We start from the raw sequence: 15,143 nt of genomic DNA on the forward strand, positions 1-15,143 counted from the left end.
TCAGTCAGAGCTACGATGTATTTCTTTTTTGCCATGCTGTTAAAGGGGGAGACGAGCTTTCATCCATTATCGTTTAGTTACCCCTCAAAATAAAGCTGACAGACCACTAGATTTGAAGAGTCTGTAGAGCGCAGCTTCGCATTACTATTTGCTCCACTATCCTGTTTCTATTTTGCTTTGCCATCTCAGACTAAGTCAACTAGAACTCCTTACGCGCTCGTAGTTCCAGAGGTTGAGAATATATTAGATTTTACTGAATCTTGTTGGCAAATTAAGCAGAAAACATCTGATTTTTTCCTTGCCACATGTATCAGTGATGCAGGGTTAAAGTTTCTGCTACAGGAAGCTTCAACAAACTTATGTACAAAGTTTGTTGTTCATAGAAGATGCTATGTGGTTTTGTTTAGAGCAACTCTGTGGTCTCCTCAACAATCAAGTCGTGCTGCCACAAGTGAAATAGCAGTGACACAGGAAAACCTCAATACTTATCAGATACTTCAGAAAGTTTTGGTTGATCTAAAGGCTTCCAACATTAGACAAACCGACACTTTGCTCTTTGCTCCTGTTCAAGTAGTGATTTCTAATAATTTAGTTGCAGGGAAGCCTTGGTGGTCCAACTTGTTTGAACAGCTTCAGGAGAAGAATGTAGTTGCAGAGAGCTTAAAATACACTGATTTTTTTATCGAAATGGCTGATCAAACATCATACAACATAGAAGCCGAAAAGCTGTTCATCAAGGCGTGTCATGAAGCACTGAGAAAAACGTATGCCCAGGTTTACGATCGTGCAGGCGAGAATGAAATCGCACAGGTTGATCGAAAGAACCAGCAGATTATATCTCGCCTAAAGCAATGTCATAATGCCGATAGATTTCGGAGCTTTATTGCTGATTTCTTTGCGAAGGCCGGAATTATCACAGTCTTTGAGGAAAATCAAGAAGAGTTGTTTCCCATCACCAGGGGAATAGCCGACTGGAGAGTTTCGAGGGACTTGTTTTTACTTGCAATGGCTAGTTATCCACGGAAGAAATCTTCAGACGGAGGAGAAAATTCAGCAGCAAGCAACAGTTTCAGAGAGTAAAAATCTAAACCTTGGTAGAAATTATGTTTCATCTATTTGGCAATATCTTAACTGGATACGGTGCAGCAGCAAATAATCATAGTGAAACTGAAGGGAATGTGGCTCAGCTACAAAAAATTTTCTGGAAGAATGAAGTTCACACAACTGTATCTGCCGAAGCTCTTCGATGGTCTTTACGATACTATTGGCAACAGTTAGGTCTTCCAGTTAATCGTCAATGGAATGACAACGAACAGAACTACAAATTAATCAACAATGACTATGATGCTCTAGCATTTATTGATGACGATGTCCTAGGTTTCATGCGTGCAGAAGCAGCAAAAATTGACAGTTCAGACCAAGAGGATAAGCAATCTACAAGAAAAAGTAGGAATAAACCCAAAGGCACAAGAATAGCTAGGAGAGGGGCATTGGATGTTAGTCGTGCTGTTTCTTCACTTCGTTTTTTTGGAGAAACAACATTTAGTGCCAAATCTGGAGAAAGAAGCAGAACATCGCTCTACAGCACAGAGTTTCACGCAACCCGCTATCAATATGGCTTTGCCCTGACTCCCGATCATCTCGAAGTCAAATCTCGTGTTTTGGCAGTGCTTGATGGCTTTGTCGCTCTTAGCAGAGTTGGGGGAAATCATGGGCGTTTTCTATATGATTTTTCCCCTGAAGTTGTAGTTTTACGGTGGACGCATGATTTTGCTCCGCGAATCCTGTACTGCTTTGAAGAGGATGAGCAATGTAATATTTCTGTCCCTGCATTGATTCAAAAAATCTCATCAGGCGATCTGAAGTCAGAAGACTTGTGGATTGGTGGATGCAATCTTGGGGGGTCTTTGCAGGAATGGGGTGTTCACATCTTTCCTGGAGTTCATGATGCGGTGGAAGCTGTTAAAGCCCGGATAGCTCAAGACCTTCAGGTGTAAGTAGGTATAAGCATGATAATTTTGAGAGTTGAGGTGCCTGTTGCTTGTTTTCGGCAGTCTCGTGCCAGGGAGTACCTAGAAACCTACCTCGTCCCACCTCCTTCGACTGTCTACGGAATGCTACTGTCTCTAATTGGAGAAACCAACCGTTATCTCCACTGTGGTGTCCGCCTAGCGATCGCACTAACTAAGTTACCAGAGAAATCAACCGTTCTGCGGACAGTTCATCGATTTAAAAGGAGAACAGCAGATCCCTCAAATATTCGTCCTGACTATCAAGAAATCTTAACAGGCGTTGATTTTTTTGTTTGGATCAATAGTGATCTCGAAACAGCTAATCCGGATTTATCTTCTCGCCTTCACCAAGCATTTGATAATCCCTCCTTAATTACACGTTTTGGTGGATTAAGTTTAGGTGAAAGTCGAGACTTAGTTAATTCTATAGCTTTTGTTAATACAGAGGCAGTAGAAAAATATAATACTCTGTACTGGCTAGTAAAACGTGAAAATGGGCAATTTATACTCCCTCATTGGGTTAATCACCTTGGTCAACATGGCACCTTTTGGAAACGGTACAATTTGCAACAACTTAAGCAGATAAGCCCATCTAGCAGCAATTGGATAGAAATTATTTCTTGCGAACAGTACAATGAACATCAATAGGAATTTCAGCTTAATTTTTTACACAAAAAAGTAAAAGTATTATAAACCTTACCTCATTACTAGGTCAGAAAAACAAGTAACAATTTAGATGCTTACTAATGTTCTAATAGCCAAGAGAATTAGTTCATAGCCAACCCTATTAACTTTTATTGCTAATACTTTGTTTTTTGAACTTTAGCCATTAGATATTTGTACAATTACTTGTATATAAAAATTTTGTCGTGATTTAGTTTTGCGCTGTACACCTAAGTTTGATGTCGTAAGGCGTTAAGAACATCATTTTTGAAAAAGAGTGAAGACCTAACATCGCAATTCTTTAAGTTTGATGTCGTAAGGCGTTAGGAACGCGCAAGTGGTTTGGCTTCACTGATGGCTCACCTCGGTGCTTTAAGGTTTGATGTCGTAAGGCGTTGAATATTGATTTACGAAGGAGTGGATGAAAATTTGGCACCCACGCCTTTCTTCTGATGCATTTTGCATTCAATTATTCTGTGCCGAGGCTGTCCTTAAGTTTTCAGCTTCATCAGCCCTAGAAACCTCCTACCAACCAGCATCACAGTAAAATTTTTGGGTAGTCCTATTTTTTAAAGGCTAAAGAAAAATAGTCGTTTTCAGAAGTCTTGCTAGATAAAGCTTTCAGAACTTGGCTTTTTTTCTCTGACCTTTACGTAAGGGCACTACCAATTTTTGTAATCGTTCAAACGTATGGGTCCACTTCACTCCACCTAAAGCACAATTAGGTTTAACTTACGGTGTAAGCTTTACTGTGCCCAAGTGAGTTAGCGCTATCAGAAGGTAATACTTGATTTGTTTCCCCTAAATCCAAAGTGCCTTGAACCCAATCTATTTCTTTAAGGGTACGGGAACGTAAATGCTTTACTAAGGTGTCCCATAGCCTGACATCACCTAAGGCTGTAAGGGATTTAATATTATTAATCTCATCTTTGTTCAAAATTATTGGTTGAGCCAGCTGGACATAGAAAGGCGATCGTAATTCAGCAGTAAAACTGACAGAATAGCTTTTAGTTTTATCGTTAGCGTTTAGATCGCCTATGGTACGTACAATCGCTGTTACCTGCGATGAACCAAGAGATTTATTAGTTGTTAAGTTACGAAGATGATCTGGAGAAATGGATATATTCTCCTGCTGAGTTGTCAACTCTTTCTTTGAGTAACACACCAAAGCATAGTGGCTATCCTTTCTTCTGCCAGAAGGTAAGGAGGCTCGGCTTGTAATAAAACAATGGCTTGGCAATTGTCGTATTTGTCCTTGGGCATCAATCCATGCATTCCAAAGAACCACTTGCGTTGGTATTGTATCGATTGCTTTTGGCTTAGAGTGCATTGGTGAAAAAAGTGCACATATAGATGTTTTGTCGCGTGCAGCAGATTTGGCATTTGCTCCTAGAGACTGACCAATCCCCCAAAAAAAATACCCTTCCCCTAACTGGCGTTCCCATTCTTTGCGACGAATAATCTCTGCCAGTTCTTCACCGGACTCGGTCCCCATTTTTGTCCAGCAGAATATCGGTGGCAGTTTTTTCATGACTATAAGTAGCTTTGATTATGCAGATTATAACACTATGCTATTCATTAAAAGCAAAACTTATTGTAGTTAATGAATAGAACAAAGGATGCACAGGCTCATACAACAGTACAGCAGCTACTATCCCACTTAAAGGCAGATAGCCGTTCTTCTAGTGAGATTGCAAGACTAACGTCTGTAAGCCAGCCTACTATCTCCCGTATGAGACATTCGGATGGAAGCCGCCAGCGAATCACTAAATCATTCAATAAGCTATGCAATTTCTACAATGTACCCCTCGTAACCCTCACCAACATTCCCCAGGATTACAATGAATTGCTTCAAGAGGCTATTATTGACGCATGGGACGGAACTGAAGCAGGGGCACAAGCCTTGTTGGTGATCATTAGAGGATTAAAGGGACTAAACAAAAAAACAGGTAACGCAGCAGGAGAGCTACTTGACCACACCTGATCCCCAGATTGAAATGATTTTTGGGTCTCTGGAGTCTGCTGGTTATCCACGCAGTTTGCAGCATATGTTGCTGCCTGAGTGGGTAACACCCGAGGTTTTGTCAGATGCGGCAGCATCTTCAGAGATTGCAGCAATCTTGGCAAAGCGATTAGGTCTTCGTGCTAGTCCTCTTTTCAAAGCCCCCCCCCGTATTGAGTCACTTCGACGACGTGATGTAAAGTACAAGCGTTCAAATCCAAATAAGTCTAAAGATCTAAAGGCAGCGACATCAATTGCACTGAGTGCCGCTGAATCAATTGCATCGGCTTGTCGCGTGGAATTTAATCCGTTTCCAAGGAGTGCTGAAGCCTTTCGCCAAGAGGTACGTACTTCTATTGGAGGCAATTGGTTGGGGTTGAGAGCTTTGCTAATAACCTGTTGGTCACATGGTGTACCTGTAGTTTATTTAGCAGAGCTGGGTTCTGGTGTATCAAAAATGGATGGAACTGTTGTACAAACAGCCAGCCGTCCGGTCATTGTTCTATCAAAAGCATCTCCACTCTGGGCATGGCAGCTCTTTATTCTTGCCCATGAAGTTGCTCACATTGCACTTAATCATGTTGCTCTAGATGAAATCCTAATCGATGAAGAATTGAGCGAGAACTCCTACGCTTTTAAGAACAACGACACTGACGAACGTGCAGCTGACAAGTTCGCGATCGAGCTACTAAATGGTCAACCAGATCCAACCTACAGCTTGTCAGACGAGCAAGCGAACTTCAGGGAATTAGCAGATGCTGCTTTTCATTATGGCAAGCAGCATTATATCGATCCTGGCCACATAGTCCTGAATATTGCAAATCAGTCTGGAAACTGGGGGCGTGGGGTTGCCGCAGCGCAGGTTTTACAGGCTGGAGAGGCATCTGCACTAGAGATCATTGATGAAGCGATGTGGCGAGAAATTGATGTTGAGGCGCTACCATCAGACACCATAGAGTTTCTTAGCCGAGTTACTGGTTCCCTCAACAAGTGAGGTCATCGTGGATCGAACTATTCTCATCGATAATGATGCCCTACTTAAACTTGCGCGCTACGGGTTGCTTAATGAAGTTGTAGTTTTATTTGGTTGTATTCCTAGTAATGTGCGTGTCCTTGCCACAGCTAAATATTCTCTTTTGCCTGCTAGCAATCGTTTACGTCTTTGCAAAGACGAGGAGAGTGCTTCAAGGCTAGAAGAATTTCTAAAAGTCTGTACACCGCTTGATGTTAAACCTGCTGATTTAGAGCTGTTTGACATGCTCAATGCTAATCAAAACATTGATGCTGGAGAGTCCTTGCTGCTTACGGTAGGTGCTAGAGACGAAAATACATTGATCATTACCGGCGATAAACGCTCTTTAGCAGCACTCTGCTCTGATGAGTCGATCGCTCATATTTCTAATGCGTTACTAGGTCGTATTATTTCAATGGAGATACTATTTCTGAACTTAATTAAAAGCAACTTTGTTCATATTCAAAAGTGTGTGAGATCTAAACCAGGTGTGGATAAAGCAATCAATATTGCGTTTGGTGTCACTGTTCCTGCTGATCTCAGCTCAGTTCGAGAAGGGCTTCACTCCTACATACAGCACTTACGCTATGTGACAGGAGATTTGTTGTACCCATCTTAATATTGTTCTGTTTGAATTTTTAATAAGGAATATTAAGAGCAATTTAGACAGCAGAAGAGTTTTGTCTTGAAATGGTAAGAGGTGTTTGTAGATGGATTTGATCGCACGAGCGAATCGTTTTATAGAGAGTGGTCATGTAAGTGAATTGAATCCCCTACTTTTTGATTGTGTTAATTCCAGAACTGTAGAAGGATTTATAGCTATAAAAAGATTGGCACGTGATATGTATGATGGAGTTACTATTAACGGCTTCTTTAAAACTCCTGCATCCTACTGCTTACTTGCCTGGCGCGAAGAAGGACTCAAAGCTTTGGTAGAAAATGCTTTAGAGGAAAACACATTAAAAAACTTTTCACTTGCATTTCAGATTCTTGGGAGCCTTGCTTCAGGAGGTTCACCGTCACGAATGACTAGTCTCACAATAGAACCTTCTTTACTTCAGTTGATTGAGGATGCAGTTGGCAATTGGGCTGATCTTACTCCATTAGCACAACAGCAACTTAACAAGCTTATTATGAGTATCAATGATGACGAAGATGCAGCGCTTTTTACAGGATTTAGTTTGATGACAGATTCCTCCGCTGCAAAACATGTAACTCTTGCACTCTCGCTCAGATGGATTTCTGTTGGGCCTGTTGCACTGAGGAATTATGAACAACTAATTTCTGAACAAATAGATAACGAGCCAGCTTTTCAAGCCTTCCTTTCAAGAAATCCCTTATTTCTCGACCCTATGGCATTCAATGTTTAGGCGCAACCTGATTTCCATGGACAGAAAGAGCCAGATTTTGTGATTCAGCGGTCTGACAATTCGTATGTTGTTGTTGAAATTGAGGTTCCATCCAAACCGATTATGACAAGGGGAAATCAATTGAGTGCAGAGGCTACCCATGCTATTACACAAGTTTTAGAATATCGTTCATTTCTGCTTGAACGTTTTTCTGATGCAAGTATGACATTTCCAAACTTCAGCGTACCAACAGGACTTGTCGTCATTGGGATGGAGCGATCGCTAAATAGAGAACAGTTAAACGCTCTGCGTCGGGAGAACGAGGTTCGTCATGGTATTACGATCGTAGGCTTTGACACCCTAGCCGCAAAAGCAGAAGCAATTTCGCAGAACATGATCTACGGTAAGCATTCAGCACATTCAGGGCGGCTACGCTAGTGGTTTATGCAACTCACAACTCAGTTAACAAATTTCAGATTAATTCTTCAAAAGCACTGCATAGGGAGCTTTCACATGGGCTACAAGACCAATGCGCTTCACAACCCTCTCCGTTTCTATGATTGGCTGTTCTGGATGTGTATAGATGAAGCAGCCTTTATCAGCTTGCCCCACTAGATATTGGTCAGCCCTCCGTCCACGGCTCGGACCCACCCCAACTTGTAGTTCACCTAAATTTAAATCAAATTCCTCAACCCGAAGCTCATTTAGAACTAATGCAAACCGAGATCCGCGAACTTCTATCCCCTTGGGAATCGGCTGCCAGTTGATACCGTCATCTGAGTACTGTTTAGCAATTTCGGGTGGAGCAGCATGCCGAGAGTTCATCTTCTGCATCACAATAAGAACCTGGTTGCCGCTTTTCTCTACTTCTTTTGCAAATGGCTGAACCATGCTTAAGGGGTGGCAGGTGTTTCCGCCATATCCCCAAAAGATTGAACCTGTCTCCTCAAATTCGCGCTGCTTCCGCTCAACGATATCTTCAATTTTTTCCTGGGCATGCAGCCCTACCTTCATGAAGAGAAGCCCTGACCGCTTAATTTCATCATTCATGATTCACCTCAAGTTTTTCAAGGGTATAGAGAAAGTCGGACTCCATGCCTGTGTCGAGTGTTTTACGTTCACGTATATACCGGAAGCGCAATGGCGAACTTTTACCATAAAAATTTTCTAGCCTTGCTGGTTCAAGCGGCTCTGAGATTACCTGCATACAACTAGGATCAATTCGGCGGAATAGGCAAGAGCATGACCTTAAGTCTGGAGCATCGTCAAGATGGTAAAGATGAAGCTGTGGCAACATTTCGGACACTACATATCCCAGTTCAAAGGCGCGTCGCTGAGTATCACGGAGCACTTCCTGAGTCCATAATAGGTCAGGGTCATCGGCAATGACGACAATACCCAAGCTTTTCTCTTTCGTTGCTTGGCTACCTCTCTCAAAGAAAGCCGTCACACTTTCCCCTCCATTACTGGCTCCCCAAGGTGGATTGATATGAAATCCATCATAGGCTCCGAAATGCTCGGGAGGCAGGGCATCCGCTACGTTGTAGAGGTGGGCTGAAATTTCAATTTGGGGTTGGAGCTTCTCGCTAAACCGTCGCACAGAGTTAACAATCCGTTCGTCAAAATCAAGCAAAGTAATAGATTTTGGACCATAAGGAATAACGTTCTGAGCTTTTAAGTGGGCAGCAGATAGGGCAATGCCATCACCGTCGCCAACAAACACAACGTCTTTATTATTGAAGACACGAGCTACATACTCTGCTTGAATCACCATATCGGCGACTTTCATGTATATCTGGTCAAACTCCCGGAGCGGAGACGGTCGGTTGTGCACGACATCTGAAATTGCGTTAAGTGCTTTTCGCAGGTCAAATTCCATCATGCCCTCCAGCAAATGTTCCTACAGAAAGTCATACCTGAGAACTCCAAGCCTGATTTCTCTTCATCATTGAATTTAGGATTTGATTCCTATCCTACTTTTGTAAATTCTTAAGCTGGCTAGCAAGTTTCCAAACTTGGCAGAATCCTTACCTGTCTTAATTCCTGGTCACTTTGCTAGACGGAACATAGAATACCAATTTGTACCGGAGTCAAGAGTTTCAATAAATTCCCAACTGAATCAAACATAGTGCTTATATAACCCCTCCAATTTTTGTTTAAACCTAGCCTGTGCTACTTCTGGTGCAACGATGATGCAGTCTTCCCCATAGCGCAGCACTTCCCTAAAAAACCAGAAGGTATTTGAAATTTTTCGTATGACTCGCCGGACTGGTGGGTCGCGATCGCTCATCCACTCACTACTAACATCGGTACTTTTTGGTTCATAGGCAAAGGCGAGACCCTTGAGCAAATGTATCTCGACTTGAAGTGTATCCAGTGTTGGGTGCCATTGTCCTCTAATCGTATTGAGGGCAGCCTCAGAGATTCGGTCTAATCGAAGTGTCCAATTGTGCTGTAGCTCTGAAATATCCCGATTTCCGTCAGTTTCTTCACACCAACATTCCAAATACTGTCTCCGTTCGTAAGGGGTAATCCTGGCATGGCGGATTGTAAAACTCCAGGGATGATCTGCGGCATCTCGGTAGGTGAGTCGAAAGGGAGTCTGGCGCTGAATACACTGGTCAATGGCTGTCCGCCAGGAGGGAAGTGGCGTGTTTAAATCGCGTTCCAACTCAGTTCGTAACGGAACTGGTAGTTCACTCCGCTCAAGCAAAAGTTGAGCGATAATTTGAGCAGAGTCAGGGTGTCCGGCGTCGATTAATGCCTGAATAGACTGTTGTAGTGCCCTGATGCGAGTTTCTGACCAGTCATTGTTTCGCCCAATCAAAAGCTCTTGGCGGGCGATCGCTTCCATCAAGCGGGAAATGTTGGGGCGGGTGCCCCACAGCATTCCCTGCTCATCGGCGATCGCCTCTAATCGGGCTTTGTCTTGCTCTGACAGGGAAAGCGTAATGGATTGTCCCTTGCGTCCCATAAATACCCATTTTGTACGTACACTTTGTACTTGTCGCTCTTCTATTGTGAATGCCATCATGGGCATATCGCAATCTTTTAGAGGTTTTTCAATAAAGTGGGCAACCTAATTAGGGGCGATCGCGCTCTAAAGGGTGGTGATGCCTAATATTTTCGGCTGAGATTTGGACTGAGCACTGTCTGATTACTGTTCATTAAGGAGTAAGGATGACATCTACGACTCTCGAACCAGGGCAAATTATTCGAGTTCGTTCGCGCCAGTATCTGGTCGAAGATGTGATTCCTGCGGATTCTCCTGTCGGTGATACCAGAGTGCGTTTAGCCTGCCTGGAGGATGACGCTCAGGGTGACATCCTGGAGGTCTTTTGGGAGCGGGAAATTGATGCTCAAATCCTTGAGGCAAGTTCCTGGGAAGCGGTTGCTAAGCGAGGGTTTGATGATCCCCGCTATTTCTCGGCGTACCTCCATGCTCTGCGATGGAACTGTGTTACCTCCACTGACCCAAAACTATTCCAGGCTCCCTATCGTGCTGGAATTGAAGTGAAGGCGTACCAGCTAGAGCCGTTACGGAAAGCTCTACGAATGCCGCGAGTCAATCTCTTTATTGCAGATGACGTGGGTTTGGGCAAGACAATCGAGGCTGGTCTGATCTTACGTGAGATGCTGATGCGGCAGAAGATTAAGCGAGTCGTCATCTCCTGCCCTCCCTCTGTAGTGCGCCAGTGGAAAGATGAGATGGAAAGCCGTTTTGGTCTAACCTTCATCATCTATGATCGCGACTTTGTGGCCTCCAAACGACGCGAACGAGGCTACGGCATCAATCCCTGGAAAACCCATACGCGGTTCATCATTTCCCATTCCCTGCTACGGGATGAGACTTATGCAGCGCCATTAAGAGACTGGTTGCAAGACTTTTCAGCCGGGTCAATGTTGATTCTGGATGAAGCTCACAATGCGGCTCCCGCCAGTGCGTCTCGCTATGCGATCGATTCCCAGTTAACCCGAACGGTGCGTGACTTAGCACCCCGGTTTGAGCACAAGTTGTTTCTCTCCGCCACGCCCCACAACGGACACTCGAATAGCTTTGCGGCACTGCTCGAAATCCTCGATCCACAGCGGTTTTGTCGGGGTGTACCTGTACGAAGCAAGAAGCTATTAGATGCCGTGATGGTGCGGCGACTCAAGCAGGACTTGCGGGAAATTAACAATGCGGATTTCCCAAAACGCGAGATTATCCCGGTCATCGTTAACGACTTACCCGAAGATGCTCCTGAGCTGAAGCTCTCTCAACTGCTTCAGGAGTACCGACAATGTCGGGAGGAGCGGTTGAAGGATGCACCGAAATCCACCCAAACAGCCGCCCTGTTAGTTCTAACTTCCCTTCAGAAACGGTTGCTGTCATCCATTGAGGCGTTTGCTCACACATTGAAAGTACATCGTCGAGCGATCGAGCGGCAGGCGGAACAACAATCCACTGCCCAGCAGAACTATTCTCTACTGCAAGAATCGCCAGGTAACGATGACGATCGAGCGGATTTGGATGAGGATGAGGTGCTGAAGGAAGAAGCCGCCCAGATGGAAAAGGCAACTCAAGTAGCAAGTGCCGCTATCTCACAGCGCGAGCTTGATCTGCTGAAGGAAATGACCCAAATTGCAGAGCAGGCAAGACACGAATCCGATAGCAAGGTGAAGAAGCTGGAGGACTGGATACGGCAGCACCTCTGTCCGGATTTAGGTAAACCAGGAGCAACCTGGCTCAATCGACGGGTCTTAATCTTCACTGAGTATACCGACACCAAACGCTATCTAGAGCAGCAGCTTGGAGCCATTATTGCCAACTCAGATCGGGATCGTGAACGCATCGATACCTTTCACGGCGGGATAGGCGAAGAACAGCGGGAGTATATCAAACAAGCCTTTAACACTGACCCGACTCGTCATCCTCTCAGGATTCTGATTGCGACGGATGCAGCACGGGAGGGGGTTAACCTCCAAAACCATTGTGCCGACCTGTTCCACTTTGATGTGCCCTGGAATCCCAGCCGGATGGAGCAGCGCAATGGACGCATTGACCGTAAGCTTCAGCGTGAGGCTACAGTTCGCTGTCACTATTTTGTGCTGGCTCAGCGGGTGGAAGACAGGGTGTTGGATGTATTGGTGAAAAAGACCAGGCAAATTCAGGAGGAATTGGGAAGTTTGTCTCCTGTAGTGGAGAAGAACGTCTCGAGGCTATTGGATAACGGAATTCGCAAGGCGGAAATCCAAAAGCTGACGGAGGCGATCGCCACCTCAGATCAATCGGATTCAGACTCCACTGATCGCACCAGCACCATTACTGAAGAGTTGGAGGCGATTCGATTACGGCAGGACAAACTGCGCCAGCAGCAAGTAGAACTGGAATCGATGCTCAGGGACTCCAAACTGTGGCTAGGGCTGGACGATCGCCATTTTCGAGATACACTGTCGGTGTCTCTGGAGTTGATGGGAGCAGAACCACTCAAACCATTAGATGCAGCGGCAGCGGTTGGGGATGAAGAACGCAGTCAGTGGATTGTACCAACTCTCGACCAACAGGCAGGGGCTGATCCAACCTGGGCAACGACACTAGACACCCTTCGGGCACCCCGGCAGAAGACCCAGAAGCTATGGGATTGGCGGAAAGAAGCACCCATTCGTCCGGTGGTCTTTCGAGATCCGGGTTCACTGGATGGTCAGGTTGTGCATCTGCATTTAGAACATCGGATTGTACAGCGGCTTTTGGGTCGATTCCTCTCGCAGGGATTTCTGCATGATGAGTTGACCCGTGCTTGTGTTTGTCGAACTGATGACCCCATTCCACGGGTGCTGATTCTCGGAAGGTTGTCGCTGTATGGCGATCGCGCGGCTCGTCTACATGACGAGATCGTTATTGTCGCCGCCGAGTGGATTGACCCAGATGCCAGAGGCAGAGGTAAGCTTCGCCCCTTGAGTGAGGGTGAGAAAAAGGATGTGTTGCAGATTTTGGAAGATTCACTGGCGCATCCCCGATTAAGGGAAGTGCCTAATGCCTTAATCGATAAGCTGAAGGTTCATACGGCGAGGGATGTTGAGGATTTATTGCCTCACCTGGAGCGTCGTGCCACAGAGCTAACCGATCGCGCAAAACGCAAGTTGGAACAACGCGGTGAGAAGGAAGCCGCAGAAATGAAGACGTTGCTGGAGGAACAGCGCGATCGCATTCTCAAGCAAGTGAAGCAATACGAAATCCAACAATTATCTCTATTCAATGCTGATGAGATGCGACAGATTAATTCGGATCGTCAACATTGGGAGAAACGAGTCCGTGAGCTTGAGACAGAAATTTTGCGTGAACCAGAGCGCATTCAGCAGGCATATCAGGTGAAGGCTGAACGGATTGAGCCTGTTGGCATCGTCTACCTATATCCAGTCTCCAATTAGTCATGGTACTTCTCTAATGAAATCCCAAGAATATAAGACTGCACTATTTCAATACTTCAATGTGACTTCTCTCAAGGAATTGCGCGCCAATCAACAGTGGCAAGAGATTGAAGCAAGAGAGGGTATAACTAACTTACGTACTGTGCAATCTCTGGAGAAGGCATACCAATCTGTTTTTGGATGTACTCAAGATTCTTCAAATGCAGATGATACTACTGATTCAATATCTAAGGAAGAGGACACTATATCTAGAATTGTGGATTTAGTTGAAAATAAATCCACTGATTCAAAATTCGATTCAAATTCTGAAGAGACTGGTTGCTTCCATGTGATGGAGGATAACCAGGGAAATATGGTTGGTGCCTTATTAGAATACTCATCAGAACAAAGCCAGAAGCTAATTCAGCATTTCAAGAATCTAGAATTACATTCGCCTCAACCTTGGCATCAAGGTAGCCTTCACTCGGCTGTTGTTGATCAACTCGGCGCAACCTCTGCTCTTGTTGCAACCGGACTCCAGGCGGGTCAGCTTTTTAGGGTCGTTGGACCTCCTGACTTAGTTGCTAAGGTGGCATCTGGAGCTTATCAAATGATGCAAACTAGCACAGGTGCTTTGGGTACTGTGACGAATGGTGCAGGGAAAATTGCAGGTCAGTTACGCTTCGCTTCTGGTAGCTCCGCATTGCCCGTTCTCGCGCCTATTGCTGTTTATCAAGTGCTGCATGCGATCGTTGGGACACAGCAACTCAACGAAATCAATCAACGATTAGCCAAAATTGAACATACCTTGCAGGAACTGTATGTTCGACAAGAGGTAACCGTTCTAGGAGAAATCCATTACGCAGTTACCGTTTTGGATGACATCTTAGAAAGCCGGATGAAAACAGGAATTTTTACACCGGATGCGATCAGCCGTTTGGCATTGGTTGAAAAAACAATCCTTTCAATCCTTGAAAGAAATCGACTATTGACGGAACGTTTTCGGGACAAGGCTTCTTCCGTCAAAAAACAATCAAAAAGAAAGGGTGCGCGGAATACTGCTGAGTTACTTAAAACCGATGGACCGCAAGCCGCCTACGATATGCAATGTTTAGTCGGACTCATAGCAGCCGACCTGAAACTAGAGCAAGCCTTGCTGCTCCTGGTAATGCAAAATAACCCAACCGATATTGGTAGGAGACAAGAGCGAATCCGCTCAAAAATGGAGTCTCACCATGCGGTCGTCGAAAATCTTCCATCCATACAGGAACTAGAGAAACATGCTCAGGCTTGCCTGAAAGCAATGGATTGGTGGGAAAAACTATTTGATTTTGGCAAGACCAAAGGTGAGGTTAAAGCTGCCCAAAAGTTGAATTTAAAAGACATTCGCCCTTCAACAGATGAGCTGCAGCCAAGCCTCAATGGATATGTTTTCTGGCGTGATGCAGATGGAATTCATGCCTTTGCAATGTCCGGCGATGACTTGGCGGTGCAAGAAAGTACCTTACAGCTTACAGTGAAGTCGATCTTATCGCCTGGAAGTACTCACAAGATTCGGTTGCCTGGAAGTTCTGAGCTAATCCAGATTTTTGTCGAGAAGGAGATAGAAACTGGGTTGTGGTTTGGCTACCGCACTGATGGAACTAGCCAAGATAAGGTGCTGATTCAGCACAAAGACCTCTACAAACCATGCTTAATTCAAGAGGGTGTTTAAC

General features: G+C 44.9%; 13 protein-coding genes and 1 pseudogene. 10 read left to right on the forward strand and 4 right to left on the reverse strand.

All coding sequences use genetic code 11. The features are described from left to right. Nucleotides 1-114: 114 nt before the first annotated feature. The 3 genes and pseudogenes from cas8a1 to cas5 form a co-directional block, all read left to right on the forward strand. Nucleotides 115-1,080 (forward strand): annotated as a pseudogene (gene cas8a1 / locus NDI52_RS17850) (CRISPR-associated protein Cas8a1/Csx13); the annotation flags it as partial. A 23-nt stretch (nucleotides 1,081-1,103) separates the two neighbouring features. Continuing rightward, nucleotides 1,104-1,997, forward strand: a complete 894-nt coding sequence (cas7i, locus tag NDI52_RS17855) for a type I-B CRISPR-associated protein Cas7/Cst2/DevR (protein ID WP_199350457.1) — start codon at nucleotides 1,104-1,106, stop codon at nucleotides 1,995-1,997. 12 nt (nucleotides 1,998-2,009) lie between these two features. Further along, nucleotides 2,010-2,660: a type I-MYXAN CRISPR-associated protein Cas5/Cmx5/DevS gene (gene cas5, locus NDI52_RS17860; protein ID WP_191132074.1), complete on the forward strand. Its 651-nt coding sequence runs from the start codon at nucleotides 2,010-2,012 to the stop codon at nucleotides 2,658-2,660. Nucleotides 2,661-3,402: 742 nt separating this feature from the next. Here the strand turns inward: cas5 and NDI52_RS17865 are convergent. Further along, on the reverse strand, nucleotides 3,403-4,206 hold the full coding sequence (locus tag NDI52_RS17865; RefSeq protein WP_348256477.1) for a hypothetical protein: 804 nt from the start codon (nucleotides 4,204-4,206) through the stop codon (nucleotides 3,403-3,405). Nucleotides 4,207-4,278: 72 nt separating this feature from the next. Here NDI52_RS17865 and NDI52_RS17870 point away from each other — a divergent pair, with 72 nt between their 5' ends. The 5 genes from NDI52_RS17870 (at nucleotide 4,279) to NDI52_RS17890 (ending at nucleotide 7,476) form a co-directional block, all read left to right on the forward strand. After that, nucleotides 4,279-4,659: an XRE family transcriptional regulator gene (locus NDI52_RS17870; RefSeq protein ID WP_348256478.1), complete on the forward strand. Its 381-nt coding sequence runs from the start codon at nucleotides 4,279-4,281 to the stop codon at nucleotides 4,657-4,659. Beyond that, the gene (locus tag NDI52_RS17875) at nucleotides 4,646-5,671 is read left to right on the forward strand and encodes an ImmA/IrrE family metallo-endopeptidase (protein ID WP_199350459.1); all 1,026 of its coding nucleotides are present in this window, start codon (nucleotides 4,646-4,648) and stop codon (nucleotides 5,669-5,671) included. The genes NDI52_RS17870 and NDI52_RS17875 overlap by 14 nt, the downstream gene beginning before the upstream one ends. A 7-nt stretch (nucleotides 5,672-5,678) precedes the next feature. After that, nucleotides 5,679-6,308, forward strand: coding sequence for a hypothetical protein (locus NDI52_RS17880; RefSeq protein WP_191132075.1), 630 nt, complete (start codon nucleotides 5,679-5,681; stop codon nucleotides 6,306-6,308). Between the two features lie 91 nt (nucleotides 6,309-6,399). Then, on the forward strand, nucleotides 6,400-7,059 hold the full coding sequence (locus NDI52_RS17885) for a hypothetical protein (RefSeq protein ID WP_191132076.1): 660 nt from the start codon (nucleotides 6,400-6,402) through the stop codon (nucleotides 7,057-7,059). A gap of 39 nt (nucleotides 7,060-7,098) precedes the next feature. Continuing rightward, entirely contained in the window at nucleotides 7,099-7,476 is a 378-nt protein-coding gene (locus tag NDI52_RS17890; protein ID WP_191132077.1) for a Shedu anti-phage system protein SduA domain-containing protein, read from the forward strand. Between the two features lie 39 nt (nucleotides 7,477-7,515). Here NDI52_RS17890 and NDI52_RS17895 read toward each other — a convergent pair whose 3' ends face one another. From NDI52_RS17895 to NDI52_RS17905, 3 genes are all read right to left on the reverse strand, one after another. Further along, nucleotides 7,516-8,088 carry a hypothetical protein gene (locus NDI52_RS17895; protein WP_191132078.1) on the reverse strand — a complete coding sequence of 191 codons (573 nt, stop codon included), beginning with the start codon at nucleotides 8,086-8,088 and terminating at the stop codon, nucleotides 7,516-7,518. Beyond that, nucleotides 8,081-8,917 carry a bis-aminopropyl spermidine synthase family protein gene (locus tag NDI52_RS17900; protein WP_191132087.1) on the reverse strand — a complete coding sequence of 279 codons (837 nt, stop codon included), beginning with the start codon at nucleotides 8,915-8,917 and terminating at the stop codon, nucleotides 8,081-8,083. The genes NDI52_RS17895 and NDI52_RS17900 overlap by 8 nt, the downstream gene beginning before the upstream one ends. Nucleotides 8,918-9,157: 240 nt before the next feature. Next, nucleotides 9,158-10,012 (reverse strand): WYL domain-containing protein, encoded by an 855-nt coding sequence (locus tag NDI52_RS17905; RefSeq protein ID WP_191132088.1) that lies wholly within the window; start codon nucleotides 10,010-10,012, stop codon nucleotides 9,158-9,160. A gap of 206 nt (nucleotides 10,013-10,218) precedes the next feature. Between NDI52_RS17905 and drmD the strand changes: the two genes are divergently transcribed. Together drmD and NDI52_RS17915 are read left to right on the forward strand one after the other, a co-directional pair. Beyond that, nucleotides 10,219-13,449 carry a DISARM system SNF2-like helicase DrmD gene (drmD, locus tag NDI52_RS17910; protein ID WP_191132079.1) on the forward strand — a complete coding sequence of 1,077 codons (3,231 nt, stop codon included), beginning with the start codon at nucleotides 10,219-10,221 and terminating at the stop codon, nucleotides 13,447-13,449. A 16-nt stretch (nucleotides 13,450-13,465) separates the two neighbouring features. After that, complete coding sequence (locus tag NDI52_RS17915) at nucleotides 13,466-15,142, forward strand: hypothetical protein (RefSeq protein WP_348256479.1); 1,677 nt, start codon at nucleotides 13,466-13,468, stop codon at nucleotides 15,140-15,142. Nucleotide 15,143: the final 1 nt, after the last annotated feature.

The organism is Leptolyngbya sp. PL-A3, assembly GCF_039962325.1.
Classification (GTDB): domain Bacteria; phylum Cyanobacteriota; class Cyanobacteriia; order Elainellales; family Elainellaceae; genus Vacuolonema.